This is a genomic window from uncultured Pseudophaeobacter sp. (genome assembly GCA_905479575.1).
Taxonomy (GTDB): Bacteria; Pseudomonadota; Alphaproteobacteria; order Rhodobacterales; family Rhodobacteraceae; genus Pseudophaeobacter.
The window spans coordinates 1-24,286 of the sequence record CAJQNB010000041.1 but is presented as its reverse complement, the minus strand read 5'-3'; the positions used below and the strand labels follow the sequence as shown (position 1 = coordinate 24,286).

General features: G+C 60.1%; 23 protein-coding genes and 1 other RNA gene. 7 read left to right on the top strand and 17 right to left on the bottom strand.

The features are described 5' to 3' along the window. Positions 1 to 67: 67 nt before the first annotated feature. Positions 68 to 808 carry a YebC/PmpR family DNA-binding transcriptional regulator gene (locus QZ268_RS12185; RefSeq protein WP_295452884.1) on the bottom strand — a complete coding sequence of 247 codons (741 nt, stop codon included), beginning with the start codon at positions 806 to 808 and terminating at the stop codon, positions 68 to 70. A 161-nt stretch (positions 809 to 969) separates the two neighbouring features. Between QZ268_RS12185 and QZ268_RS12180 the strand changes: the two genes are divergently transcribed. Then, positions 970 to 2,745 carry an SLC13 family permease gene (locus QZ268_RS12180; RefSeq protein WP_295452882.1) on the top strand — a complete coding sequence of 592 codons (1,776 nt, stop codon included), beginning with the start codon at positions 970 to 972 and terminating at the stop codon, positions 2,743 to 2,745. A 141-nt stretch (positions 2,746 to 2,886) separates the two neighbouring features. Beyond that, entirely contained in the window at positions 2,887 to 4,557 is a 1,671-nt protein-coding gene (locus tag QZ268_RS12175) for an FAD-binding dehydrogenase (protein ID WP_295452879.1), read from the top strand. Positions 4,558 to 4,958: 401 nt separating this feature from the next. Here the strand turns inward: QZ268_RS12175 and QZ268_RS12170 are convergent, their stop codons facing one another. The 4 genes from QZ268_RS12170 to mgtE all read right to left on the bottom strand — a co-directional run bounded on the left by QZ268_RS12170 (position 4,959) and on the right by mgtE (position 9,897). Continuing rightward, a complete protein-coding gene (locus QZ268_RS12170; protein ID WP_295452877.1) occupies positions 4,959 to 6,737 on the bottom strand; it encodes an SLC13 family permease in 1,779 nt (592 codons plus the stop codon). Between the two features lie 198 nt (positions 6,738 to 6,935). Further along, positions 6,936 to 7,754, bottom strand: coding sequence for a TIGR00282 family metallophosphoesterase (locus QZ268_RS12165; protein WP_295452874.1), 819 nt, complete (start codon positions 7,752 to 7,754; stop codon positions 6,936 to 6,938). 133 nt (positions 7,755 to 7,887) lie between these two features. Further along, positions 7,888 to 8,445, bottom strand: coding sequence for a 5-formyltetrahydrofolate cyclo-ligase (locus tag QZ268_RS12160; protein WP_295452872.1), 558 nt, complete (start codon positions 8,443 to 8,445; stop codon positions 7,888 to 7,890). 60 nt (positions 8,446 to 8,505) lie between these two features. Continuing rightward, positions 8,506 to 9,897: a magnesium transporter gene (mgtE, locus tag QZ268_RS12155; protein ID WP_295452870.1), complete on the bottom strand. Its 1,392-nt coding sequence runs from the start codon at positions 9,895 to 9,897 to the stop codon at positions 8,506 to 8,508. 136 nt (positions 9,898 to 10,033) lie between these two features. Between mgtE and guaD the strand changes: the two genes are divergently transcribed. Further along, complete coding sequence (gene guaD, locus QZ268_RS12150; protein WP_295452868.1) at positions 10,034 to 11,320, top strand: guanine deaminase; 1,287 nt, start codon at positions 10,034 to 10,036, stop codon at positions 11,318 to 11,320. Between the two features lie 54 nt (positions 11,321 to 11,374). Here the strand turns inward: guaD and QZ268_RS12145 are convergent, their stop codons facing one another. From QZ268_RS12145 to QZ268_RS12130, 4 genes are all read right to left on the bottom strand, one after another. Then, positions 11,375 to 11,827 (bottom strand): CAP domain-containing protein, encoded by a 453-nt coding sequence (locus QZ268_RS12145; RefSeq protein WP_295452865.1) that lies wholly within the window; start codon positions 11,825 to 11,827, stop codon positions 11,375 to 11,377. A gap of 1 nt (position 11,828) precedes the next feature. Further along, the gene (locus QZ268_RS12140) at positions 11,829 to 13,184 is read right to left on the bottom strand and encodes an 8-oxoguanine deaminase (RefSeq protein ID WP_295452862.1); all 1,356 of its coding nucleotides are present in this window, start codon (positions 13,182 to 13,184) and stop codon (positions 11,829 to 11,831) included. Between the two features lie 232 nt (positions 13,185 to 13,416). Continuing rightward, on the bottom strand, positions 13,417 to 14,211 hold the full coding sequence (gene hisN / locus QZ268_RS12135) for a histidinol-phosphatase (RefSeq protein WP_295452859.1): 795 nt from the start codon (positions 14,209 to 14,211) through the stop codon (positions 13,417 to 13,419). Positions 14,212 to 14,412: 201 nt separating this feature from the next. Further along, the gene (locus QZ268_RS12130; protein WP_295452856.1) at positions 14,413 to 14,781 is read right to left on the bottom strand and encodes a helix-turn-helix transcriptional regulator; all 369 of its coding nucleotides are present in this window, start codon (positions 14,779 to 14,781) and stop codon (positions 14,413 to 14,415) included. A gap of 350 nt (positions 14,782 to 15,131) precedes the next feature. Between QZ268_RS12130 and QZ268_RS12125 the strand changes: the two genes are divergently transcribed. After that, complete coding sequence (locus QZ268_RS12125) at positions 15,132 to 16,088, top strand: NADPH:quinone oxidoreductase family protein (protein ID WP_295452853.1); 957 nt, start codon at positions 15,132 to 15,134, stop codon at positions 16,086 to 16,088. A 192-nt stretch (positions 16,089 to 16,280) separates the two neighbouring features. On the opposite strand, the gene QZ268_RS12120 is transcribed toward QZ268_RS12125, so the two are convergent. After that, complete coding sequence (locus QZ268_RS12120; protein WP_295452850.1) at positions 16,281 to 17,162, bottom strand: LysR family transcriptional regulator; 882 nt, start codon at positions 17,160 to 17,162, stop codon at positions 16,281 to 16,283. 124 nt (positions 17,163 to 17,286) lie between these two features. Here QZ268_RS12120 and QZ268_RS12115 point away from each other — a divergent pair, with 124 nt between their 5' ends. The 3 genes from QZ268_RS12115 (at position 17,287) to QZ268_RS12105 (ending at position 19,169) form a co-directional block, all read left to right on the top strand. After that, the gene (locus tag QZ268_RS12115; protein ID WP_295452848.1) at positions 17,287 to 17,520 is read left to right on the top strand and encodes a DUF1127 domain-containing protein; all 234 of its coding nucleotides are present in this window, start codon (positions 17,287 to 17,289) and stop codon (positions 17,518 to 17,520) included. A gap of 293 nt (positions 17,521 to 17,813) precedes the next feature. Then, positions 17,814 to 18,590, top strand: a complete 777-nt coding sequence (locus QZ268_RS12110) for a Bax inhibitor-1/YccA family protein (RefSeq protein ID WP_295452845.1) — start codon at positions 17,814 to 17,816, stop codon at positions 18,588 to 18,590. Positions 18,591 to 18,695: 105 nt separating this feature from the next. Further along, positions 18,696 to 19,169: a GNAT family N-acetyltransferase gene (locus QZ268_RS12105; protein WP_295452842.1), complete on the top strand. Its 474-nt coding sequence runs from the start codon at positions 18,696 to 18,698 to the stop codon at positions 19,167 to 19,169. A gap of 91 nt (positions 19,170 to 19,260) precedes the next feature. Here the strand turns inward: QZ268_RS12105 and QZ268_RS12100 are convergent, their stop codons facing one another. The 7 genes from QZ268_RS12100 to gatC form a co-directional block, all read right to left on the bottom strand. Then, positions 19,261 to 19,701, bottom strand: a complete 441-nt coding sequence (locus tag QZ268_RS12100; protein WP_295452840.1) for a hypothetical protein — start codon at positions 19,699 to 19,701, stop codon at positions 19,261 to 19,263. A 290-nt stretch (positions 19,702 to 19,991) separates the two neighbouring features. Next, positions 19,992 to 20,159: a 50S ribosomal protein L33 gene (gene rpmG / locus QZ268_RS12095; RefSeq protein ID WP_008206879.1), complete on the bottom strand. Its 168-nt coding sequence runs from the start codon at positions 20,157 to 20,159 to the stop codon at positions 19,992 to 19,994. A 214-nt stretch (positions 20,160 to 20,373) separates the two neighbouring features. Beyond that, positions 20,374 to 20,795: RNase P RNA component class A (gene rnpB / locus QZ268_RS12090), an RNA gene on the bottom strand. A 150-nt stretch (positions 20,796 to 20,945) separates the two neighbouring features. Next, positions 20,946 to 21,686, bottom strand: coding sequence for an N-acetylmuramoyl-L-alanine amidase (locus tag QZ268_RS12085; RefSeq protein ID WP_295452834.1), 741 nt, complete (start codon positions 21,684 to 21,686; stop codon positions 20,946 to 20,948). Next, entirely contained in the window at positions 21,686 to 22,480 is a 795-nt protein-coding gene (locus QZ268_RS12080) for a hypothetical protein (protein WP_295452831.1), read from the bottom strand. The genes QZ268_RS12085 and QZ268_RS12080 overlap by 1 nt, the downstream gene beginning before the upstream one ends. Positions 22,481 to 22,519: 39 nt before the next feature. After that, on the bottom strand, positions 22,520 to 24,007 hold the full coding sequence (gatA, locus tag QZ268_RS12075) for an Asp-tRNA(Asn)/Glu-tRNA(Gln) amidotransferase subunit GatA (RefSeq protein WP_295452829.1): 1,488 nt from the start codon (positions 24,005 to 24,007) through the stop codon (positions 22,520 to 22,522). Beyond that, positions 24,007 to 24,286, bottom strand: a 280-nt coding sequence (gatC, locus tag QZ268_RS12070) for an Asp-tRNA(Asn)/Glu-tRNA(Gln) amidotransferase subunit GatC (protein WP_295452826.1), incomplete at its 5' end; no start/stop codon positions are given. The genes gatC and gatA, both read right to left, overlap by 1 nt.

The window sequence follows — 24,286 nt, the reverse complement described above, 5'->3', positions numbered from 1 at the left end:
AAGCCCCCGAAGGATCGGAGGCTTTCGTGAGTATCCAGGGTTTGGACAGCCAATAAGGCAGAGCAGATCAGAGCTGCTCCATCACCTCGTCAGAGGCTTCAAAATTGGTGGTGACGCGCTGCACATCATCGTCGTCTTCCAGCGCATCCACCAGCTTCATCAGCTTTTGCATGCCTTCAAGGTCCAGCTCGGTGGTGGTGGTCGGTTTCCACACCAGCTTGGTGCTCTCAGATTCGCCCAGCTCTTTTTCCAGCGCATTGGACACATCGTTGAGCTCGCTGTCTTCGCAATAGATCGTGTGGCCATCCTCAGTGGATTCCACGTCTTCGGCGCCCGCCTCGATCGCGGCCATCATCACCGTGTCGGCATCGCCAACCTCCGCCTTGTAGGTCACTTCGCCTTTGCGATCGAACATAAAGCCAACCGACCCCGTCTCGCCCAGGTTGCCGCCGTTCTTAGAGAAGGTCGAGCGCACAGTGGAGGCGGTGCGGTTTTTGTTGTCAGTCATGGTTTCGACGATGACGGCGACACCGCTGGGGCCATAGCCCTCATAGCGGATCTCATCATAGTTTTCAGCGTCGCCGCCAATCGCCTTTTTGATCGCACGTTCGATCACATCCTTGGGCACCGACTGGCTTTTGGCCTCTTTGACAGCCATACGCAGACGGGGGTTCTTATCGACATCAGGGTCGCCCATCTTGGCGGCCACGGTGATCTCCTTGGCCAGTTTGGAAAACAGTTTCGACCGCACAGCGTCCTGACGGCCCTTGCGATGCTGGATGTTTGCCCATTTTGAATGGCCTGCCATGGTAGATCCTTTGTGTCGTGCATGCTTGAATTGGCGCTCATATAGCCTGTGGCAGGGGCAGCTTTCAAGCACTGCTGACAGGCAAGCAGAATCCGGGGCAATATCCGGCAACAACGCCAGTGTCGCCTTGCCCCTGTTGCGCCAATGGCTAGAGTGGCGCCATGACATTTGAACAGACCGCATTGTTTGCCATTTTCGCCGCCGTCTTTGGCATGTTCCTCTGGGGACGCTTTCGCTACGACATCGTCGCTTTCTCAGCGCTGATGATCGCTGTGGTGCTGGGCCTGGTCCCCACCAAGGAGGCCTTTTCCGGCTTTGGCCATCCGGCGACGCTGGTGGTGGCGCTGGTGCTGATCGTCTCGGCCGGGCTGGTGCGCTCGGGGGCGGTCTTTTTGATCACCCGAACCCTGGTGGACAGCTCGCGCACGCTTGGCAGCCATATCGGGCTGATGGGCGGCATCGGTGCGGTGCTTTCGGCCTTTATGAACAATGTCGCGGCGCTGGCGCTGCTGATGCCGGTGGATATACAGACCGCCCGCAAGGCCGGACGCGCACCGGGGTTGAGCCTGATGCCGCTGTCCTTTGCCACCATCCTGGGCGGCATGGCGACGCTGATCGGCACGCCGCCAAATATCATCATCGCCGCGATCCGACAGGAGACCATGGGCGAACCCTTTGGCATGTTTGATTTTGCGCCGGTGGGCGGCATTGCAGCCCTTGCCGGGCTTGCCTTTGTCGCCCTGATTGGTTGGCGCCTGATCCCCCAGCGCGAAACTGGCGCGGGCAATACCGAGGCGCAATTGGCTGATTACATGGCAGAACTCACAATACCTGATGAATCAAAGCTGATCGGCAAACGGCTTGGCATGCTCGACAAAGACGCCGAACAGGCGGATGTCGCCATTCTGGGATTGATCCGCGATGGCAAGCGCCGCTATGGCCGCTCCGCCGGATCGGTTCTGCAGGCTGGCGATACCCTGGTGATCGAAGCCAGACCCGAGGCGCTGGACGAGTTTCGCACCTCGCTGTCGCTGAATTTTTCTGACGCCGCGCGCCAGGAAAAGCTCACCGCCGCCGGTGAAGGGCTGGAAGTCATTGAGGTGGTGGTGCCGGAAACCTCCCGCATCAATGGCCGCTCGGCCCAGGCGCTGGGGCTGGCCTGGCGGCAAAGCGCCGTTTTGCTGGGCCTGTCGCGGCAGGGGCGACGCCTGACCAAACATATCCGTCAGACAGAAATCGAGGCCGGCGATATCCTGCTGCTGCTCTGCCCCCGGGATCGCGGCGCCGATGTGACCGAATGGTTGGGCTGCCTGCCTTTGGCTCAGCGCGGTCTGGCTGTGACCGCCGATGACAAGACCTGGGCGGCAATCGGGATGTTTGCCTTGGCCGTGCTCGCCGCCTCGCTGGGACTGGTCTACCTGCCGGTCGCACTGGGGCTGGTGGTGGTTGGCTATGTGCTGATCAAGGTGCTGCCGGTTGCGGAAATCTATGATCACGTGGAATGGCCGGTGGTCGTTTTATTGGGGTCGATGATTCCCCTTGGCGCCGCCCTGGATGCTTCCGGCGGCACCGCCTTGATTGCCAATGGGCTGATCGACCTTACCGCGGGCCTGCCCTCCTGGATGGTGCTGACGGTTCTGATGGTGGTCACCATGACCCTGTCTGATGTGTTGAACAATACCGCCACCGCCATTGTTGCTGCCCCCGTTGGCATCCAGATGGCCAATGCAATGGGGGTGTCTCCCGATCCGTTTTTGATGGCGGTCGCCGTGGCCGCCTCTGCGGCCTTTCTCACCCCGATCGGGCATAAGAACAACACCCTGGTCCTGGGCCCCGGTGGCTATCAGTTTGGTGACTACTGGCGCATGGGGCTGCCGCTGGAGATCCTGGTGATCGCCGTTTCGATCCCGTCAATCCTGGTCTTTTGGCCAATGTAGCCCCCCCCGGCCAATGGAGACCGAACCTAACCTGTGAGGCGGCCGGCAGGTGTGATGCTGACCTCACGGCACAGCCCCTAAAGAATTGCCCTGAATCACGGGCTGCGCATAGGCTGAACAAAACCGAAGCGGGAGGGGCAGATGAGCGACAGTATAGATACCCATGCAGATGTGATCATTGTTGGAGCCGGCATTGCTGGGCTTGTGGCCGCCTGCGAACTGGGCGATCGCGGCAAGCGGGTGATCCTGCTGGACCAGGAGCCGGCGCAGTTTCTGGGCGGACAGGCCCATTGGAGCCTTGGCGGGCTGTTCATGATCGACACGCCGGAACAGCGGCGCATGGGCATCACCGACAGCCACGACCTGGCCCGGCGGGACTGGCTGGGCAGTGCTCAGTTTGACCGCGCCGAGGACGACTGGCCAAAGCAATGGGCCCGCGCCTATCTGGATTTTGCCGCCAGTGAAATGCGCCCCTGGCTGCATGAGATGGGCATGCGCTGGTTTCCCATCGTTGGCTGGGCGGAACGCGGCGGCAGCGGCGCCGAAGGCCATGGTAATTCGGTTCCCCGCTTTCACGTCACCTGGGGCACAGGCCCCGGCGTTGTGGCGCCTTTTGCCACCCGGCTGCAGGCCCATGTCGCTGCCGGGCGCGTGATCTGCCGGTTTCGCCATCAGGTGAGCCATATCATCGTGCAGGCAGGAGAGGTCAAAGGTGTCTCTGGCGAGGTACTGGCCGCAGATTCCGCCCCACAAGGCGCTAAGACAAACCGCAAGGAAATCGGCGAATTCGAGGTCTACGCGCCCTCGGTCATCGTGGCCTCAGGCGGCATTGGTGGCAATTTGGACCTGGTGCGCAAAAACTGGCCTCGTGACCGGCTGGGCGCGCCGCCAGAAAACATGGTGGCGGGTGTGCCCTTCCATGTGGATGGGCGGATGATCCCCATTGCCGAGGCCGCAGGCGGACATGTGATCAATGGCGACCGCATGTGGCACTATACCGAAGGCCTGCGCAACTGGGATCCAATCTGGCCCAACCATGGCATTCGCATCCTGCCAGGACCGTCGTCGATGTGGTTCGATGCGCTTGGAAACAGATTGCAGGCGCCCTGCCTGCCCGGCTTTGACACCCTGGCGACCCTGAAAGAGATCCTGAAAACCGGCTATGATTACAGCTGGTTCGTGCTGAGCCAAAAGATCATCGAAAAGGAATTTGCCCTGTCAGGATCGGAACAGAACCCCGACCTCACCTCAGGCAAATGGCTGGAGGTGATCCGCGCCCGCCTGATGTCGCGCGGCAGTGCCCCCGCCCCGGTGGAAGCCTTTAAGAAACACGGGCAGGATTTTGTTGTCGCCGATACACTGGCAGAACTGGTCGAGGGCATGAACCGGATCGCCGAGGTGCCGCTGGAAGAAACCCATCTGCGCCGCCAGATCGAGGCCCGCGACGCCCAGGTAGACAATCCGTTTGCCAAAGATGCCCAGGTGATTGCCATCAATGCCGCCCGCAACTATCGTGGCGATCGGCTGATCCGCACCGCAAAACCGCATCGCATACTGGAGCGCAAGAATGGTCCGTTGATTGCCGTTCGGCTGAACATCCTCACCCGCAAGACCCTGGGCGGGCTGCAGACAAATCTGGACAGCCAGATGGTCGGCGCCGACGGGGCGGCGGTGCCGGGGCTGTTTGCAGTCGGCGAAGCAGCAGGGTTTGGCGGCGGGGGCTATCACGGCTACAACGCGCTGGAGGGGACTTTTCTCGGCGGTTGCCTGTTCTCTGGTCGCCAGGCTGGACGATCTGATTTGATTGCCTGAAGCCTGCGAGGAACGAAAACACCGCTACATTTCAGCTGTGCAATCGCGCCGTCTGCAGTCTTGTGCTCCTGCGCCGCCTGTGACAGCGCAGATTGGCGCGCACAAAGCGCTGGGGTTACGCCATGCCTGCGGAATGCCATGGCCAAGGTGTGTCCGGGCCCAAGCATGTCATGACCCAGTCATGTCATAGCCTGGGACAGCAGTGCGATCCCGGATGCAGCAACGAACAAGAAAACCAAAAATCCACGTCTAAAACTCATCAATACGCCCTCGTCAAAAATATCTATCCATCTAATATAGGGCGAAGATTACAAATTTCACTTTTTGCCGCAGATTTTCGGCAACATCCTGCCTCAGCCATCCGCTCTCAAGCTGGGCCTTAGCGGCCTTTCAGGCTCGGCTCACAGGGGCCAGAGGTAAGGGATCAGCGCCGAGGCCAACAGCCCAATACTGAGATTAAGTGGAATGCCAACCCGCAGGAAATCGGTGAATTTATAGCCACCTGGACCATAGACCAGCATATTTGTCTGATAACCGATGGGCGTGGCAAACGAGGCCGAGGCCGCCACCATCACCGCCACCACCAGTGGGCGCGGGTCAACGCCAATGGCCTGCGCCAACCCAACCGCAATAGGCGTCACCACCACCGCAACAGCATTGTTGGACACCAGCTCGGTCAGTACCGAGGTCAGCAGATAGATCGCCCAGACCAGCACAAAGGGCGGCAAACCTGTCAACGCCGGGGCTATTGCCTCAGCAATCAGGCTGACCGCGCCCGAGCTTTCTAGGGCAGCGCCAATGGCCAACATGGAAAAGATCAACGCCAGAAGGCGCCCATCGACAAAAGAAAAGGCTTCATCCGCATCGATGCAGCGGGTGACCAACACCAGGGCCACAACCACAATAGACAGCAACAGGATCGGCGCCACCCCAAGTGCCGCCAGCCCGACGATCGATAACAGGCCAACAATCGCCAAAGGCGCGTGGCTGCGCCGGTAGGCCCGCTGGGTCGGCTGCGAGACATCCGCCATATCCATGTCGGCTGCCAATCGTTGAATATCACCCGGAGTGCCTTCCAGCAGCAGCGTGTCACCAACCCGAACCACCAGATCATCCAGCTGGACGCCAATGTTCTGATTGCGTCGGTGCACCGCCAGAACATAGACACCATAGCGCCGCCGCAGACGCATGGCCCCCAGAGAGCGCCCCACCAGACGACAGCCCGGCGTCACCAGCACCTCTACGGTCTTGGTCTCAACTGCCGAAACCTGATCCACCCGCTTTAGTTCCTTATTGGCCTGCAGGCTCAGCAGTTCTGTCATCTGTGTGCGCAGCACCACCCGGTCACCCACCTGCAGCTCGACACCTTTGAGGCTGCGCCGCAGCGAGACGTCGCCGCGCACCAGGTCAATCAATCGCACGCCGGGGCGTTTGAACAACTGCACCCCAGTGACTTCGCGGCCAATCAGGTTGCTTTCGGGGGGGATAACCGCCTCGGTGAAGAACTTCATTTTCGAGCGATCACTGAGCAACATAGCCATGCTGTCACGATCCGGCAGCAGACGGGGCGAGATATAACGCAGATAGATCATCCCCCAAATCACCAGAACGATGCCCAAAGGCGTGACCTCAAAGATAGAGAAAGGCTCCAACCCTTGGGCCCGGGCCACACCGTCAACCAACAGGTTGGTGGAGGTGCCAATCAGGGTCAGCGTACCACCAAGGATGGCGGCATAGCTCAGCGGGATAAGCATTTTTGACGCCGTCACCCCCAGGGTACGGGCAATCTGCACAAAGACCGGGATCATCACCACCACCACAGGGGTGTTCGAAACCACGGCAGAGGCCGCGACCACAAAGACCATCAACAAGGCAATGGCGCGTTTGGGGCTGATTTCCGCCTGTTTGCGGGCCCGGGCGGTAAAGGCATCCAGCGCCCCGGTGCGCACCAAGGCCCCCATGATGATGAACATCGCCGCAATGGTCCAGGGTGCGGGGTTGGACAACACCGCAATGGCGCGGTCATAAGGGAGAACCCCGGTGACCAGCATCAACGACACCCCGGTCATCGCAACCACTTCAGTTGGATAAATCTCGCGCAGGAAGGCGACAAACATCAGCCCAACGATGGCCAGGGACAGCAAAGCGCTGCCGTTCTGGGAAAAACTGATCAGATCCATTTTATCGATTGTCCCCAATTGCCCTGGCTGAGCCGACACATCGGCGCCAAACTCTGCCACCAGCGAGTTTCTCTCATCGCAATTGGCGGAGCAATGGTTTCATGCCGCAACAGCGATGCAATCGCGGCACAAAAGGATTTTATGCAACAAAAACGGTACGGTGAGAGAATTTCTTCCTCAAAGCCAAACGCCGCAGGTTCAATCCTGCGGGCCGGAGGGTTGCAACAAACCACCATTGCGCACCATATGGATCTCCTTGGCTTCGCCGGTGCGATCATCCGTCACGATCAACGCCCCCGACAGGGTTGCCTCACCTTCGGCCGGCGTAAAGCGGCTTTTGGGCATCCCGGTCAGGAACCGGCGCAGGGGCTCGGTTTTTTCCATACCAATCACCGAGTTATAATCGCCGCACATGCCCGCATCAGTCAGGTAGCCTGTGCCATTGGACAGGATCTGCGCATCGCCTGTTGGCACATGGGTATGGGTGCCTACAACCAGCGAGGCCCGGCCGTTGCAGAAATGCCCCATGGCCATCTTCTCGGAGGTGGCTTCGCAGTGCATGTCAACAATCACAGCCTGAGCCAGACCTCCGCGCGGATGCGCCTTGAGCACGGCCTCAACCGCACCAAAGGGATCATCAAAGGCCCGTTTCATAAACACTTGGCCCAGCGCCTGTGTCACCAGCACCTTGCGCCCGCCAGTGGCATCGAACAGGCGGTGTCCCCGCCCCGGCGCGCCTTTGGCAAAATTCAAAGGCCGGATGATACGCGGCTCTTTTTCAATGTATTGCAGCATGTCTTTTTGATCAAAGGCGTGATCGCCCAGGGTCAGACAGTCCGCGCCGGCATCCAGCAACAGCTTGGCATGTGCCCCGCTCAGCCCCATACCGTTGGACGCGTTTTCCCCATTGACCACGACAAAGTCGAGCCGCCATTCCTGACGCAGCCGCGGCAGGTTTTCGGTGATAGCGCGGCGCCCGGCGCGGCCCATCACATCGCCTAGAAACAAAATTCGCATTGGGCTGTCCTAGGCCGCCCAGCCTGGCAGGACAAGAGCCCGGAGCATGTTACCCACGGATTTTTGACTCTCCTGCGGCATTCTCGCCGGGCCAAATTCCATGTGCTTGGGCCCAAAGCCACAAATGGGGAGGCTAAAACTGCACAACGCGGCTTTCTGTCACCACCATATCCAGGGGTTGGTCGGTCTCTTCCAGGGGCAGCTCTGCCGCTTCCTGGGCGTCAAAGGCAAACCCAATGGCCAATGTGGCGCGTTTGCCGCGCAACAGCTCCAGCGTGCGGTCATAAAAGCCACCACCATAGCCCAGACGCCCGCCCCGGGCATCAAACGCCACCAGCGGCACGATCAGGATTTCCGGTTCAAAAAAGTCGTCGACTTCTGGCACGGCTGCGCCAAAGGGACCATCGCGCAGGGCACAATCCGGCTGCCAGCGGCTGAATTTCAGCGGCAGCCCCTGTCCCTGGATCACCGGCACCCCAACCGGCCCATGGGCTGCGGCCTCTGCCATGGCGGGCAGCGGGTCGATTTCGGTGCGGATGGGCAGAAATCCAGACAGCGGCACGCCGCGATATCCCGCCAGCACTTCGGAGAGATGCCCGGCCGCACCTGGAATTTTGAGGTCAAAAGCGGCCTTGCGCCGCGCAAAAGCAGCCTTGCGGGCTGCCGCCTTTATCTCGGTCAGGTCGCTCATCACGCTCTCCTCTTGAAAGTTGCTCGCCTGCGTAAAAATCAGGACCTGCAAAACCCTGGGCTACAAAAGCACCCAGGCCGCCAGCCCCAGGAAGGCAAAGAACCCAACCACATCCGTCACGGTTGTTACAAAGGCACCAGAAGCCAGGGCCGGGTCAACGCCCATTTTCTCTAGTAGAACCGGGATCACGGTGCCTGCCAGCCCCGCGACGACAAGATTGATCACCATTGCGGCAGCTAGCACCCCGCCCAAGCTCGGTGAGCCAAACCAGATAACGCCAACCACGCCCATGACAACGGCAAAGATCACCCCGTTGACCAGCCCCACCAGCACTTCGCGCCGGATCACCCGCCAGACGTTGGAGCCGGTCAAATCGCGGGTCGCCATCGCCCGCACCGCCACGGTCAGCGACTGTGTCCCCGCATTGCCCCCCATTGAGGCCACGATCGGCATCAACACCGCCAGAGCGACAAACTGGGCAATGGTGGCCTCGAACTGGGCAATCACCAGCGAAGCCAGCACTGCAGTCACCAGATTGACCGCCAACCACGGGAACCGCCGTTTGGTGGTTTCGATCACCCGGTCCGCCAGCGAGCTTTCATCGCCAACACCCGCCAGACGCAGGATGTCTTCTTCGTGTTCTTCATCCAGCACCGCCATGGCGTCATCAATGGTGATCACCCCGGCCAGACGCCCGTCACCGTCCACGACGGGCGCAGAGATCAAGTGGTACTGGTTAAAGGCATAGGCCACGTCTTCCTCATCCTGATCGGCGGGAATGACCTGAAAGGTCTCTTCCAGCAGATCCGTGAGTGGCACTTCGCGTTTGGTGCCCATGATCCGGCCAAGGGTCACATTGCCGATGGGGCGCAGTCGCGGGTCCACCAGTACCATGTGGTAGAACTGTTCCGGCAGGTCCTCGGATTCGCGCATATAATCGATGGCCTGGCCGACGTTCCAATGTTCGGGCGCCATCACCACTTCGCGCTGCATCAGGCGGCCAGCGGAATTTTCCGGGTAGCTCAGCGATTGCTCAACCGCGACCCGGTCGGAATCCTCCAGCGCCTCCAGAATGGCCTCTTGCTGTGGCTCTTCCAGGTCTTCGACCAGATCCACAACATCATCGGTTTCCAGCTCGCGCACCGCATCCGCCAGAACCGTTGGGTTCAGCGTGGCAATCACCTCTTCTCGGATGCTTTCATCCAGTTCCGACAGGATCTCGCCGTCAAATTCGCGACCAAAAAGCCGGATCAGCCGGGTCCGGTCATAGCTGTTGATCTGCTCCAGAAGGTCGGCGATATCCGCCGCGTGCAGATCCTCCATCAGCGTGGTAAGCGCTGCCTTGTCATCGCGGTCAACTGCAAACAGGATACCTGCAACGAGTCGCCTGTCGAGATCATACCCTTCGTCTTTGGGCTGATCACTGCCGAGGGTATCGTTGCCTGTGCTCATGTGCTGCCCTTTGCTAAGATTGGTTGCAAATTACTAGAAGCAGTTACCAGAAAACAATGACAATACGATAATTTACCGGAACTGTGAGCGCGCGTATCCTGCGGGCTGCGATTTGGCAAGAAAAGGACGCCCCAAAATGCAGAGCGAATTTATCCTGCGCGGACATGTGCTGTCCTTTACCGCCTCCCCCTTTGCGATGGCAACGCCAGAGGAGGCAGTGCAGATCAGCGCCGCCGTGGCGCTGGCACAGGGCCGGGTTGTCGGCTGTGGCACATTTGGAGACATGTTGGCCCTGCAACCACAGGCCGAGGTGATCGACCACGGGGCCAGGCTGATCCTGGCCGGCTTTGTCGATGCCCACGTGCATTACCCGCAGACCGCCATTATCGCCAGCTGGGGCAAACGGCTGATCGACTGGCTGAACAGCTATACCTTTCCCGAGGAAATGCGCTTTGGCGACGCGGCCTATGCCCGCGAGATCGCAGACCGCTATCTGGATCTGACCCAGGCCAATGGCACCACCACAGTCTGCAGCTTTGCCACCATCCACCCCGAAAGCGTCGATGCCTTCTTCAGTGCGGCACAGGCCCGTGGCCAAAGGGTGGTCACCGGCAAGACCTGCATGGATCGCAACGCCCCCACAGAGCTGCGCGACACCGCCCAGTCCGCCTATGACGACAGCAAGGCGCTGATCCAGCGCTGGCACGGGGTGGACCGGCTGGAATATGCCATCACGCCGCGGTTCTCCCCCACCTCCACGCCGGAGCAGCTAGAGGCCATGGGGGCGCTCTGGGGCGAACACCCCGAATGCCTGATGCAAACCCACCTGAGCGAACAGCTTGATGAAATCGAGTGGGTCAAATCCCTGTTCCCCCAGGCGCGGGACTATCTGGATACCTATGAAGAATTCGGCCTGCTCGGCGCCCGTGGGCTCTATGGCCATGCCATCCACCTGGAAGAGCGAGAGCGCCACCGGCTGCGCGAATATGGCTCTGCATTGGTGCATTGCCCGACCTCCAACACCTTTATCGGCTCTGGCCTGTTTGACATGGATGGCTTGATGACAGAGGGCCAGCGCATTGGTCTGGCCACAGATACTGGCGGTGGCTCCAGCTTTTCGATGCTGCGCACCATGGCCGCCGCCTATGAGATCGGCCAATTGCGGGGCCGCCCACTCCATGCCGCAGAGCTGATCTGGCTGGCCACCCAAGGGTCAGCCACCGCTTTGCGCATGGAAGAAAAGATTGGCAATATCGCCCCTGGGCTGGAGGCCGATCTGGTGGTTCTGGACCTCGCCTCCACCCCCGCCATTGCCCAGCGCAGCGCCCGTGCTGGCGATCTCTGGGAGGCGGTGTTCCCAACGCTGATGATGGGGGACGACCGCGCCATTGCCGAGGTCTGGATCAACGGCGTGCGCCAGTAACCACGCAGGCATCTGGATGAAATGGCGGGGGCCTCCCTCCCAGCCCCCTACCTCTCAGCATCCCGGGCGTGCCAAGACCATCACCCAGATGTTGCCCTCTGCGCGCACCACCGCAAACTCGCTCACGTCCCGGTGCAGCATATTCCTGCGGTGGGCTGGAGACTGCCGCCAACTGTTCATGGCACTGGGCAGGCTTGGCTGGCCCTTGGCAATGTTTTCAGCAACCACACACCAACCATATCCGTGCTTGCGCACCCGGTCTCCGACGCGGCTGCCGGAGCTGCCCTGATGTGAAAAGAAGCCGCGCCGCCGCATGTCCGTTGCATGCCCCAGGGCCGCCTGTTCCAGCCTGGGCGACCAGCCCAACGGTGCCAGGCCCTGCTGGGCACGCAGATCATTCAGACCACGCAATGCCGCCTGGCGATCAACATCTTTGGCAAGCGCAGCCCCAGTGCCCATGCTCAGGCAAAGCGCCAGGCTGATCACAGATTTAGAAAGGGGTTTCATATCATCCCGCCAACATCAAAGCCTGCGCCAAACGGTGATGACGCTCCAACAAGCGCGGCAGATCCAGCGTCGTTACCTCGCCATTGTTGATCACCTGGCGGCCCTCCACAAAAAGGTGTTTGACCTGCGAAGGCCCCGCCAACAACAGCGCCGCCGGATCCCAGCTGCCACTGGAGGCCACGCCCGAGACATCCCAGATCGCCACATCAGCACGCTTCCCCGGCGCAAGCCGCCCGCAATCCGAGCGCCCCAATACATCGGCACCACCACGGGTGGCAATCTGCAGCGCCTCATAGGGGCTCATGGCGTCAGCCCCCTGGGCCACACGCTGCAACAACAGTGTCTGGCGCGCCTCCCCCATCAAGTTGGCCATATCGTTGCTGGCAGATCCATCAACCCCCAGCCCCACCGGCACCCCCGCATCCCGCATCTGGCGCACCGGCGCGATGCCCGATCCCAGGCGGCAATTGGAACAGGGGCAATGGGCCACCCCGGTGCGGCTGCGGGCAAAGAGATCAATCTCAGCCGGGTTCAGCTTGACACAATGGGCATGCCACACGTCCGGCCCGGTCCAGCCCAGATCCTCGGCATATTGGCCGGGACGACAGCCAAACTGCGCCTCGCTATAGGCGATATCTTCATCGTTTTCAGCCAGATGCGTATGCAACATCACGCCTTTGTCGCGGGCCAATACAGCCGTGTCGCGCATCAGCTCCCGGCTCACCGAAAAGGGCGAACACGGCGCCAGCCCCACCCGACACATCGCGCCTTCACCCGCATCGTGAAACCCATCCACCACCCGGATCATATCGTTCAGAATGGCCGCCTCTGCCTCCACCAGATGATCCGGCGGCAAGCCGCCCTTGCTTTCGCCAATGCTCATGGCACCCCGGGTCGGATGAAACCGCAGCCCCACCTCAGCAGCAGCATGGATGGTATCCTCCAGCCGGGCGCCATTGGGATAGAGATACAGATGATCCGAGCTCAGCGTGCAGCCGGACAGGGCCAGTTCAACCAACCCCAACTGAGCCGAGACAAACATCTCCTCCGGGCCAAACCTGCTCCAGATCGGATAAAGCCGCTGCAGCCAGCCAAAGAGCAAAGCATCCTGAGCCCCAGGCACCGCCCGTGTCAGGTTCTGATAGAGATGATGGTGGGTATTGACCAATCCCGGCGTCACCACGCAGCCTTCACCGCGAACCACCTGCGCCGCGCCTCCCCGCTCAGACGTGGCAAGCCCCTGCCCCACGGCAGCAATTTCACCGTCGCGGATCAACACATCTGCCCTGTGCACTACCCGCTCATCATCATCCATGGTCAGGATGGTATCGGCATTTTGAATGAGGATCTCGCCCATTTAGCATACTCCATAAAGGCCCGACTCGGTTCATGGAGTTGCAACAAGGCCGACAGAGAACGGGCAAAGGACTCGACCTGAGCCAAAGCTACCCCAGACCCAGCCTAATCCTCAAGACTGAAAACCGACGCACCTAGCCCCTCTAGGTTTCATCTTTCCCCAAATATCTCGGGGGAGCGGCCTCAGGGCCGCGGGGGCAGAGCCCCAACTGCGCCACCCTCTCCCTACCAGCTTAGCCCTGCCAGTTCAGGCGCTGAAGGGCCGCCGCGTGCAATTCCGGCGTCGCGGCGGCCAACGCCCGCCCGCCTGCGTGGACCGGCCCGCCCTGCCAATCGGTGACGCGCCCTCCCGCCGCCTCGATCACCGCAATGGGGGCCTGAATATCATAAGCGTTGAGCCCCGCCTCGATCACCAGATCAACCTGACCGGCAGCCAGCAGCGCATAGGCATAGCAATCCATGCCATAGCGGGTCAGCTTGACCTGCTGCGCCACACGTTCAAAACCTGCGCGCTCTTCAGGGCTGCCAACCTCTGGAAAGGTGGTGAACAAAATGGCTTCACTCAGATCCTGTATGGAGCGAGTTTTTAACGGCCTGCGTCCCAATGGCCCGGTCATTTCGGCCAGGTCTGCACTGCCAGAGAAGCGCTCAGCGGTATAGGGCTGATCAATCACCCCCAGAATGGGTCCCGCATCTTGCGACAAGGCGATCAATACCCCCCAGGTCGGTGTGCCGCTGATAAAGCCGCGTGTGCCATCAATTGGATCCAGCACCCAGGTGCGCCCCGACGTGCCAGCCTTGGCCGGAAACTCTTCGCCCAGGATACCATCCTGTGGCCGCAGCTCGGCCAGCAGGGCCCGCATTGCCTGTTCTGCCGCCCGATCCGCGATTGTAACCGGATCAAATCCTTCGCTCAGCTTGTTCTCCGCACCCAGATCGCCGCTGCGAAAATACGGCAAGATCACCTTACCAGCGGCATCGGCCAATTGGTGCGCAACCTGCATGTCGCTCAAAGCTGTCTGTGTCATCTATCCACCTGAAACATTTTTATCTGAAATACTCCGGCCTCAGAACAGCCCGGCAAAGCAGCCATGCCCAACCAGTTAGGCCAAATCAGTCATGCAAAAACCGGTGCCACTCTCGTGACGCCGGTTCAAGCAAAATATGCAACGGCCTTGGGTCTTGCAGCCACCGGGCTGCTTCATGCAAAACGCATCAGGCCGGGACGATTAAGCGACGTCACTCAGGACGCGGGCCAGTTCAAACAAGCGCCGACGCTGGTTTTCTGGAATTGCATAGTAAGAGCGCACCAGATCCAGAGCCTCTTTATCGCCCATCAGATCGTCAGGCACTGCGGATTTTCCGCCGGCCTTGCCCTCTTCATCAAGCCCTTCAAAGAAAAAGCTGACAGGAACATCCATCGCATCCGATATGTCCCAGAGCCGCGAAGCGCTGACGCGGTTTGCACCGGTTTCATACTTCTGGATCTGCTGGAACTTGATACCAACCTGTTCGGCCAGCTGTTGTTGGGTTTTCCCAATAAGCCACCGGCGGTGTCGAATACGTTTGCCAACATGAACATCTACAGGATGAGCCATTCGCTATCTCCTAGTTAAACAAAAAATCCCTGCCCGGATATGGGATCATATTTCAGCAGCAACGCAGGTGTTCAAAACACCCGGCACCAGTGACATACTCAACCATCACGATCAGAGCTCAACCTCAGCCCCAACAGTAAGACCTTCGCAGTTGAATTCAAGCCTGACACTTCACCCGTGCACCTACAATGAGGCAAATGTATGATTTTACCTATCATTTTGGTGGGGTCATATATACTTTGGGATAGGTATTTGCGCCTCCCCATAAATAGCGAGGTGCATAAATTGGCACAGTTCGGTTCGTTCAACAGCGAATCACCTGCACACAGGAAGAAAGACGGACAAAAATCATGCTGGCCTATCGCATCAACAGTTTTAGCACTCCTCCCCTTCTGGAAGAGATCGCCAGCCCCACTCCTGCGGCACATGAGGTCAAGATCAGGATCCGCGCCTGCGGTCTCAACTTTGCGGATTTGCTTTTGCAAAAAGGCACATACCAAGACACCCCCGCCCTGCCCTTCACTCCGGGCCTAGAGGCCGCCGGGGAGGTGATGGACTGTGGATCAGCGGTGACAAATCTGGCCCCTGGTGACCGGGTAGCAGTGTTTGGTGGCCAGGGGGGGTTGGCGCAGGAAGGCGTCTTTGATGCAGCCCGTGTTATCCCCATCCCCGATGATATGGGGTTTGAGGATGCCGCAGCCTTGCAGATCGCCTATGGCACCAGTCACGTGGCGCTGGACCATTGCGCGCGCCTGCAGCCAGGAGAGACTCTTTTGGTCACTGGTGCTGCGGGTGGCGTTGGATTGACGGCGGTGGAAATCGGCAAACTGATGGGCGCCCGTGTTATTGCCCATGCACGCGGAGCGGGAAAACTGGAAGTGGCGCGGGCCGCGGGTGCGGATCACCTGATTGACGCCAGTTCGGACCTGCGCAGCCAGGTAAAATCCCTGGGCGGTGCGGATGTGGTTTATGATGCGGTGGGCGGAGAGGTCTGGAAGGCTGCTTTTCGTGCCACCAACCCCGGAGGCCGGTTGTTGCCCATTGGTTTTGCCAGTGGCGAGGTGCCGCAAATCCCGGCAAACCATCTGCTGGTCAAGAACCTCACGGTGATCGGGTTTTACATTGGTGGCTATATGAAGTCCCATCCAGAAGTCATCCAGCGCTCGCTGTCGACCTTGATGGACTGGCACAGCGCCGGGCGCATCTCCCCTCATATCAGCCATGTTTTGCCGCTGGCGCAGGTCGCAGAGGGCATGGAACTGCTGCGCAACCGCGCCTCGACTGGTAAAGTGGTGATCACCCCCTGACCACCCAGACTGACCTGGCCGACCTGGCCGCTGAAATCCCAGCCAGGACCCGCGGCCCTACCAAGGGAAAGACGCGGAAGCTCTGGGACGGGCACAGGCAGAAGCGCAAAATGGGGCAGACCGGACAGCGCCCTGCTGCGCTGCCCCGCTGTTGCCGATATGTAGGCTTGCAGGCGCTTTGGCGGCCTAGCTTTAGCCTGCAGAGCGCAACTGAACCGGGCGTAGGGCAGCGTAGCCCTGGCGGATGACCAGGGCAAGATCCCCAACATAGCTGGCCCTGACACTCGCCGCCCCATAAAGGTTGATATGCTGGATCGGCAGCTCTGGCAGCAGCCCCCCGTGGTCGATCGCCTCTTGATGGGCGGGGATTGTCCCCTCCAGCAAGACGCCAACCGCCAGATCGGCGCTGATCGTGGCCTCTACTGTGCGATCAGATTCGCTGTCGACCGCCATATCCCATTCGACCCCCGCCTCATCCAGTTTAGCCGTGGCCACCGGACGAAAGATGCAGGCGCGACAAAACCCCAGCCGCAGCGGCTTTTGCCGCCAGGCAGAGCCATTAGGGGCGCCAACCCAGCGCAGGGGCATCTCGTGGATGGTTTCGCCGCCCTCGCTGGCACCGCTTTCGGTGGTCAGAATCAGATCATACGTCCCCTTGGCAAAGCCAGCCTTCAAATCGCGGGTATTAGATGTCACCAGATTGACATTCACCCGTGGAAAGCTGGCATTGAAGCGCTGTAACACCTGGGGAATGACCGGGTAGACCACATCGTGGGGCACCCCCAACACCACCTCGCCTTCATAGGCCTGGTCCGTCAAACGCCCTATGACCTCATCATTCAGCGCAACCATACGCCGGGCATAGCCCAACAGCTGTTCCCCTGAGGGCGTCAAGGCGATGGTCCGTCCCGAGCGATCCAGCAGCGCCAGGCCCAGAAGCTCTTCCAACCGCTTGAGCTGCATCGAGACCGCCGACTGGGTCAGATGCAAAAACCCCGCCGCCCGCGTTACGCCGCCATAGTCTGCCACGGCAACAAAAGACCGCAGCGTGGTGATATCCAAATTACGCGCCATCACAACCTCTGATGTGTTTCATCAAAAACATTCGTTTTCAAAATAGATCATAAGCGCGCATATACATCAACAGAAATGATGCAGACCCAGAAACATATCAAATTCTAACGAAAGGACAAGAAAGATGACCTATAGCGTAAACGCCCACCACTCAGCCCAAGCACTGCCAGGTACAAAGGCACCCGCCCGCTTGAGCCTGTTGTCCTTTGTGACAACCCGCCTTGAGCTGCTGCGTCAGCGTCGCGCGCTGCGCGCCCTAGATGCCCGCGCCCTGGAAGATATCGGCATCAGCCGCCGCGACGCCCTGCAAGAGGCCGGCCGTTCGGTCTGGGATGCCCCTGAGAGCTGGAAAGACTAACCCGTTGATCCAACACACCTTGGCTGGAACCGTCAGGCCGTTTATCTTGGCAAAAGCCGTCAGGCCGTTTTTCCGCTTCCAAGCTGATCAAACAGCGAGTGACCCCAAAACCAAACCAACACGAAGACCTGCCCAATCTATGCGGCAGGTCTTTTTACGTTTTTAAGCTGTTTCTCTGCACAAAGACTTGAACGCTTGCCCAAGACACCCGATATTTAGCGGGAACGCCACTTGGTCCGTTATGACGCGGGCTCGGCTCGGCGAGGGAGAATTTGGAACGGAGACCATGATACATGGCACAGTTTGATACGATGAGATCCGCAGCAGGGGTAAGCTCTGCTCAAATCGACGCGGGGCTACGCGCCCATATGAATAAGGTCTACGGCACAATGTCCGCAGGCCTGTTTATCACCTTTCTGGCTGCTTGGGCCCTGTCCAACCTGGCGGTGACCTCTGACCCAGCCAACGCCACAGCCATGATCGCCGAGGGCAAATACCTGACCAGCTTTGGCAATGCGATTTACCTGTCGCCGCTGAAATGGGTGATCATGCTGGCACCGCTGGCCTTCATCTTTGGCTTTGGTGCCGCCGCCAACCGCATGCCCGCCGCCGGTGTGCAGCTGCTGTTCTATGCTTTTGCCGCCGTCATGGGCCTGTCGCTCAGCTCGATCTTCCTAGTCTACACAGGTCAGTCGATCATTCAGGTCTTCCTGATCACAGCGATCTCTTTTGCTGGCCTGTCCCTGGTGGGTTACACCACTAAAAAGGACCTCAGCGCAATGGGCGCTTTCCTGATCATGGGACTCATCGGTCTGATCGTTGCCTCTATCGTCAACATGTTCTTGCAGTCCGGCGCCATGGCCTTTGCGATTTCCGTCATTGGGGTGCTGATCTTTGCCGGCCTCACCGCCTATGACACGCAAAAGATCAAGACGACCTACCTTGAGATGGCCCATACCGGCGATCAGGAATGGCTGGGCAAGGCCGCGATCATGGGCGCGCTGAGCCTCTATCTGGACTTCATCAACCTTTTCGTCATGCTGCTCCAGCTGCTTGGAAACCGCGAATAAGCGACACAGACATTCCAAGACCTAAAGCGAGGGGCGGATCACAAGGATCCGCCCTTTTTGTTTTTGCAGATTATTTCATCCCCTTATTGAGACTTAGGAACACCAATGGAAATTCTAGACCTGCCGCCCAGCCAGGCCAGCCGCCTTGTCCCGCTCTTGCAAGAGCTGCATGCCCTGCATGTTGAACATCAGCCCGCCCGCTACCCGGCAGCCCCCTCAGACGCGGCGCTTGAGCAGTGGTTGCAGGGCTGGCTACAGGAAGACGCGATCACCGCCCTGATCGCTGAGAGCCCCCAGGGGGCGCTGTTGGGCTATACCATCTTTGGCATCGAGCACCGCCCGCCGCTGCCCATCCGATTTGAGGAGACCCGCGTGATGGTACATCACATCGCCACCGCCAAGGCGTTTCGCCGCATGGGCGTTGGCCAGGCCTTGCTCACGGCGGTCAAACAGCGGGCAGAGGCCGAAGATGTCAGCACCATTGCCACCACCTATGCCCCCTTCAACAGCGCCTCGGCGGGCCTGTTTGAAGGTCTGGGCTTGCAGCCGGTCGTGACCATGGCTGAATGGCGAGCCTAACGAGCTGGCCGCGCTGAGCCAGGGTCGACCTCAGGGCGACCCTAGGGCGAACGCAGGCCGAAACCTGTTGGGAAGGGAAGCGCCTGGGCTGTTAACTACAGGACAGCCCTGTTGCCAGCGCCAGTGTGCCACCTCTGCCGCCGACCACTTGCACCCGCCCAACCGGGCGACAGCCCGATTCTACGGCCACAAGACTGCGAAAGGCATCGGGTTCTAGATTGGGGAGGCTGGCAATCACACTGCGCTTTGGCACGCTCAGAACCGCCAATCCCATGCGATCTGCCCGCATGAGAGACAGAGACAGCGACCGCCCCAAAACCTGCACCACCCGCTGCTGACTGCCAGAGGCAACCGGTTCATTTCCTCGGACGGGCTGCACCGCCACGCTGTCCAGATTTGTTTGCGGCCCGCCAACCTGCAGGTCAGTGGCCGCGACCTCCATGGGCAGGGGAACAACATTTGCCGAAACCGGGATAGCCTCGGGACCAACCGCAAACACAAACGCGGCGCTAAACAACATACTCTTTACCATGACAACACCCATTTTCACCATTCCACCCCACCTACCTAGGCAAAGAATGGGGCAAAATCAGGCCTTACCAAATTTAGAATGATGCGCTTTTTCAGCTGTTTCCAATTGAATTTTAGCGACCCTCAGATGGCCAGATGGCTGGACACACCCGCACCAACCGCCGCCTCAACAGGCCCTTCGCGCAAAAGGTGCAGTCAGGTAATGGCGGGGCCTCAGGGCGCAATAAGGTCGAAAACGAAAAAGGGCCACGCATTGCGTGACCCTTAATACCTTGAAAGAACAAGAAAGGCTTACTTGATTTTGCCTTCTTTGTACTCAACATGCTTGCGCACAACCGGGTCATACTTACGGATAACCATTTTCTCGGTCATGGTGCGTGCGTTCTTTTTGGTCACGTAGAAGTGGCCAGTGCCCGCGGTCGAGTTCAGGCGGATCTTAATTGTGGTAGGCTTCGCCATGGTGCTTCTCCTGCGTCCGAAAAGGCAGGGGCCTCTCGGTAAATTCCTATACGAGCGTGGCTTGTACCCGTCACAGCCTCCGAGTCAATAGGATTCCCACAGCTTTGCCCTGGAATTCGCCATACAGCTCTTCTTTCTGCCTCTTGTTCCCCAAAACCGGCCGCGACAGCCGCCGTGCTGCCGCTCCCCCTTAGGAGGTTTGCTGTGTCGGAAAATGCGCAGAAGGCCTGTAAGCCGGATTTTGTCCCAGAGCTTGCGCTCCTTAGACGACCATTCCTCTGCGATGCATATTGCTATGCACCTCTAGCTGCCAACCCGGTCCCTCTCGGCTAAAGCAAGCCTAGCAGCGGTTTCGGCTGGTGCCGACCTGCCTGCGCGGGGACCCTATTTGGCATTGCTCCCGGTGGGGCTTGCCTTGCCACCCCTGTTGCCAGCGGCGCGGTGGGCTCTTACCCCACCGTTTCACCCTTACCACGCCAAAGTGATCACCCGAAGGCAGCCACGGCGTGGCGGTTTGTTTCTGTGGCGCTATCCGTCGGGTCACCCCGCCCGGGCGTTACCCGGCACCGTTGCTTTAGGGAGTCCGGACTTTCCTCGCGAAGGGCAAGCCCTCAGCGCGGCCGTCCAGCCTTCTGCGCCTTGCCCGCCTATTCCCCCCGGCAACGCGCGTCAAGCGGTAAGCGAACAGGGGCTCTGCCCCTCTTGGCCTTTGGTCCAATGAATAGGTTTTGGGATTTGCGTTGGCCAATACTATCTCGCAGCGCGCGGCAAAGCCCCGCATATCGCTTAAACCCAGATCTCTGATTGCGCCAAAGGTGCCAGATCTTCCGCAACCAACGGCCCCGTCGCCCAGGGCCGGTAGCGGGATCGCAGGGCAGACAAGAGCGTCATATCATCAACCGCAGCGGTATATCCCAGATCGCGCGCATAGCGGCGGAGCATATCTTCCAGTGCAACGCCAGGGTCAAGCAGGCTTGCTCCAAGAGTTGCCGGGACCGCCCGCGCCAATCCAAGGTTCGCAAGCCGCGCCCAGTCGAAGCGCGGGCCCGGGTCAGCCTTGCGCCCCGGTGCCATGTCAGAGTGACCAATCACCCCTTCTGGCGCAATCGACCAACGCGCAAGGATTTGAGCCAGCGCGCCCTCCAGCACAGCCATCTGCGGTTCAGAAAAGGGATGCGTACCGGTGTTGTCCAGCTCAATACCGATAGAGCGGGAATTGATGTCATCCAACCCGGACCATTCTCCCGCCCCAGCATGCCAGGCGCGCTGGTCTTCAGACACCATCTGCCAAAGACGCCCATCGCCCCCAATCAGGTAGTGCGCGGAGACTTCAGCCGCTGGATCACAGAGGCGCGCCAAAGCCGCCTCAGCGCTTTGCATTGCGGTATAGTGCACCACAACCAGACTGGGGCGCAGCCCGTCCCGTCGCGCCCCAAAATTGGGGCTGGGACACCACTGGGCCTGCAGTGGAGGGACCGCACCAACCGCGCCAGAACCGTCCACCGAAACCTCCCCCAGATCGGGCATCAGGACTTGCCGCGTACTGCCAGCCGATAGGGGCTGGGATCCCAGCTGCAGGCATAGCCGTCTCCATCCGGATCCAGCGCTTTACGATCCCGCTTTGGGCCCCCCGCCTGAAGAAAGGCAATCTGTGCCTGATCGGGCGAGCGGAACCCGGCGCAATTACGTGCAGACCGGCTGCGCAGATTGATCCCGGCACGGCTATAGACTTTGGTCCCAACCGGATGGGAGGTGCTGAGGGCGTATTGCACGATATTTGGGTCGCGGCTGCCAGTCTGAGACGGCAAGGCCGTGGGCGCGACCTGCTGGTATTGCGAGCGCTGATTGGCCAAGCGTTGCGCGTCACTTTCAATTGTTTGACGCGCGGCGACCGCGTCAAAATTGTTTTCATCGGAAATGCCCGGATTGCCAATCAAGGCGGGTGCCGGATTGGAGGGGCTTGCCTCTACCGGTGCCTGCCCGGAATTGGCTCCGGCGGCCTGTAGGGCGGCCCGGGTTTCTGCCGCGATATCAGCCGCCGCAGTGCTGCCACTGCCCGATCCATAGCTCGACGCGACACTGCTGCTGGCAGGGCTGCGTGGCGCAGTGGGCAACGGCTCATTTGCGAGTGGCAGAGTTTCGCTGGAAATCCGAGCCGGCGGCACCAGAGGATCGCCAGTGATGGTGGTCCCCGCCGCGGGCGGCGGGGCAAAGGGGTCGCCATCAATGCCGACGCCCGCTGCGCTATCTGGTACCGGTGGGCTACATGCTGCGAGGGATAGAATACTGCCAAGGGCAACAAGTGTAACAACGACACGCATAGGCTTTACCTGTTTATCTGCTCTTCTTTGAGAGGATCTTTACCACCATTTTCCGGGCTTTGCCACAAATCCTGTGGATTGCTCCAGTGCATAGGCGGTGTTCAGCAGGTCACCCTCTTCCCAAGGACGGCCAATCAGCTGCAGGCCAAGCGGCAATCCCTGGCTGTCGAGCCCAGCTGGCAGAGCAATGCCCGGCAACCCTGCAAGGTTCACTGTGACGGTAAAGACATCCAGCAGATACATTGCAACTGGATCCGCATCCGACATCTCTCCCAGACCAAAGGCGGCCGACGGTGTGGCCGGAGTCAGGATCGCATCCACACCCGCTGCAAAGACGTTTTCAAAGTCTTGCTTGATCAGGCTGCGCACCCGGCGTGCCCGGTTGTAATAGGCGTCATAAAAGCCTGCCGACAGCACATAGGTACCAACCATGACACGGCGCTGCACCTCGTCGCCAAAGCCCTGAGCGCGGGTTTTTTCATACATCTCGGTGATGCCATCGCCGGCCTCCAGCGTGGCACGGTTGCCGTAGCGCACCCCGTCATAGCGCGCCAGGTTACTGGACGCCTCGGCCGGTGCGATCACATAATAAGCCGGCAGCGCATATTTGGTGTGCGGCAACGAGATGTCGATAATCTCGGCACCTGCGTCCTTCATCATCGCGATGCCGTCCTGCCAAAGCGTCTCGATCTCTTCGGGCATGCCGTCCATGCGGTACTCGCGGGGGATACCAATCTTCTTGCCCCGGACATCGCCGGTCAGCGCCTTCTCGAAATCAGGCACGGCCAGATCGGCACTGGTCGAATCCTTGGGGTCATGGCCACACATCGCCTCTAGCATGATGGCCGCATCGCGCACGGATTTGGTCATCGGTCCGGCCTGATCCAGAGACGAAGCAAAGGCCACGATGCCCCAACGCGAACAGCGCCCGTAGGTCGGTTTGATCCCCACGATTCCGGTAAAGGCCGCAGGCTGGCGGATGGAGCCGCCCGTATCGGTGCCGGTTGCGGTCAGACACAGGTCAGCCGCCACCGCCGCCGCAGACCCACCGGATGATCCACCCGGCGTCAAGGCACTGGCATCATTGCCGCGCCGCCACGGGTTCACCGCATTGCCGTAAACGGATGTCTCATTCGACGACCCCATGGCGAATTCGTCCATGTTCAGCTTGCCCAGCATCACCGCACCTGCATTAAACAGGTTCTGGCTGACCGTGCTTTCATACTCCGGCAAGAAACCCTGCAAGATACGGCTGCCCGCCTGTGACGGCACGCCCTTGGTGCAGAACAGGTCCTTGATCCCGATGGGCAAACCGCACATCGCAGGGGCATCGCCCTCTTTCAGTCGCACGTCCGCCGCCGCGGCCTGTGCCATGGCAATCTCAGGCGTGCGGTGCACAAAGGCGTTCAACGCCCCTGCCCCGTCGATGGCTTTCAGGCAGGCTTCGGTCAGTTCCTTCGACGTGGTGTCGCCCGCGCGCAGGGCATCACGGGCATCGGCCAGCCCCAGTTTGTTCAGATCAGACATTATTCGATCACCTTTGGCACGGCAAAGAACCCCTCGCGCGCGTCCGGAGCGTTCTTCAGCACAGCCGCCTGCCGGTTGCCGTCATTGACCACATCTGCGCGGCGTTTCAGACGCTGGGGCGTGACGGACGTCATCGGCTCCACACCGTCCACGTCCACTTCGCTCAATTGCTCGATAAAGCCCAGAATAACGTTGAATTCCTGTGCCAGCGCGGGCAGCGCCTCGGGGGCGACCTTGATCCGGGCCAGTTTCGCCACGCGCGCGGCTGTGCTTTCATCA

Excerpts from the sequence above, each read along its gene's own strand:
- QZ268_RS12180 (WP_295452882.1), top strand. The coding sequence starts at position 970 with ATGACATTTGAACAGACCGCATTGTTTGCCATTTTCGCCGCCGTCTTT.
- rpmG (WP_008206879.1), bottom strand. The coding sequence starts at position 20,159 with ATGGCGAAGCCTACCACAATTAAGATCCGCCTGAACTCGACCGCGGGC.
- QZ268_RS12080 (WP_295452831.1), bottom strand. The coding sequence starts at position 22,480 with ATGCGTGTCGTTGTTACACTTGTTGCCCTTGGCAGTATTCTATCCCTC.
- QZ268_RS12115 (WP_295452848.1), top strand. The coding sequence starts at position 17,287 with ATGACCTATAGCGTAAACGCCCACCACTCAGCCCAAGCACTGCCAGGT.
- QZ268_RS12110 (WP_295452845.1), top strand. The coding sequence starts at position 17,814 with ATGGCACAGTTTGATACGATGAGATCCGCAGCAGGGGTAAGCTCTGCT.
- QZ268_RS12140 (WP_295452862.1), bottom strand. The coding sequence starts at position 13,184 with ATGGGCGAGATCCTCATTCAAAATGCCGATACCATCCTGACCATGGAT.
- QZ268_RS12125 (WP_295452853.1), top strand. The coding sequence starts at position 15,132 with ATGCTGGCCTATCGCATCAACAGTTTTAGCACTCCTCCCCTTCTGGAA.
- QZ268_RS12165 (WP_295452874.1), bottom strand. The coding sequence starts at position 7,754 with ATGCGAATTTTGTTTCTAGGCGATGTGATGGGCCGCGCCGGGCGCCGC.
- QZ268_RS12130 (WP_295452856.1), bottom strand. The coding sequence starts at position 14,781 with ATGGCTCATCCTGTAGATGTTCATGTTGGCAAACGTATTCGACACCGC.
- QZ268_RS12100 (WP_295452840.1), bottom strand. The coding sequence starts at position 19,701 with ATGGTAAAGAGTATGTTGTTTAGCGCCGCGTTTGTGTTTGCGGTTGGT.
- mgtE (WP_295452870.1), bottom strand. The coding sequence starts at position 9,897 with ATGAGCACAGGCAACGATACCCTCGGCAGTGATCAGCCCAAAGACGAA.
- hisN (WP_295452859.1), bottom strand. The coding sequence starts at position 14,211 with ATGACACAGACAGCTTTGAGCGACATGCAGGTTGCGCACCAATTGGCC.
- QZ268_RS12085 (WP_295452834.1), bottom strand. The coding sequence starts at position 21,686 with ATGCCCGATCTGGGGGAGGTTTCGGTGGACGGTTCTGGCGCGGTTGGT.
- QZ268_RS12160 (WP_295452872.1), bottom strand. The coding sequence starts at position 8,445 with ATGAGCGACCTGACCGAGATAAAGGCGGCAGCCCGCAAGGCTGCTTTT.
- gatA (WP_295452829.1), bottom strand. The coding sequence starts at position 24,007 with ATGTCTGATCTGAACAAACTGGGGCTGGCCGATGCCCGTGATGCCCTG.
- QZ268_RS12175 (WP_295452879.1), top strand. The coding sequence starts at position 2,887 with ATGAGCGACAGTATAGATACCCATGCAGATGTGATCATTGTTGGAGCC.
- QZ268_RS12120 (WP_295452850.1), bottom strand. The coding sequence starts at position 17,162 with ATGGCGCGTAATTTGGATATCACCACGCTGCGGTCTTTTGTTGCCGTG.
- QZ268_RS12105 (WP_295452842.1), top strand. The coding sequence starts at position 18,696 with ATGGAAATTCTAGACCTGCCGCCCAGCCAGGCCAGCCGCCTTGTCCCG.
- guaD (WP_295452868.1), top strand. The coding sequence starts at position 10,034 with ATGCAGAGCGAATTTATCCTGCGCGGACATGTGCTGTCCTTTACCGCC.
- QZ268_RS12170 (WP_295452877.1), bottom strand. The coding sequence starts at position 6,737 with ATGGATCTGATCAGTTTTTCCCAGAACGGCAGCGCTTTGCTGTCCCTG.
- QZ268_RS12185 (WP_295452884.1), bottom strand. The coding sequence starts at position 808 with ATGGCAGGCCATTCAAAATGGGCAAACATCCAGCATCGCAAGGGCCGT.
- QZ268_RS12145 (WP_295452865.1), bottom strand. The coding sequence starts at position 11,827 with ATGAAACCCCTTTCTAAATCTGTGATCAGCCTGGCGCTTTGCCTGAGC.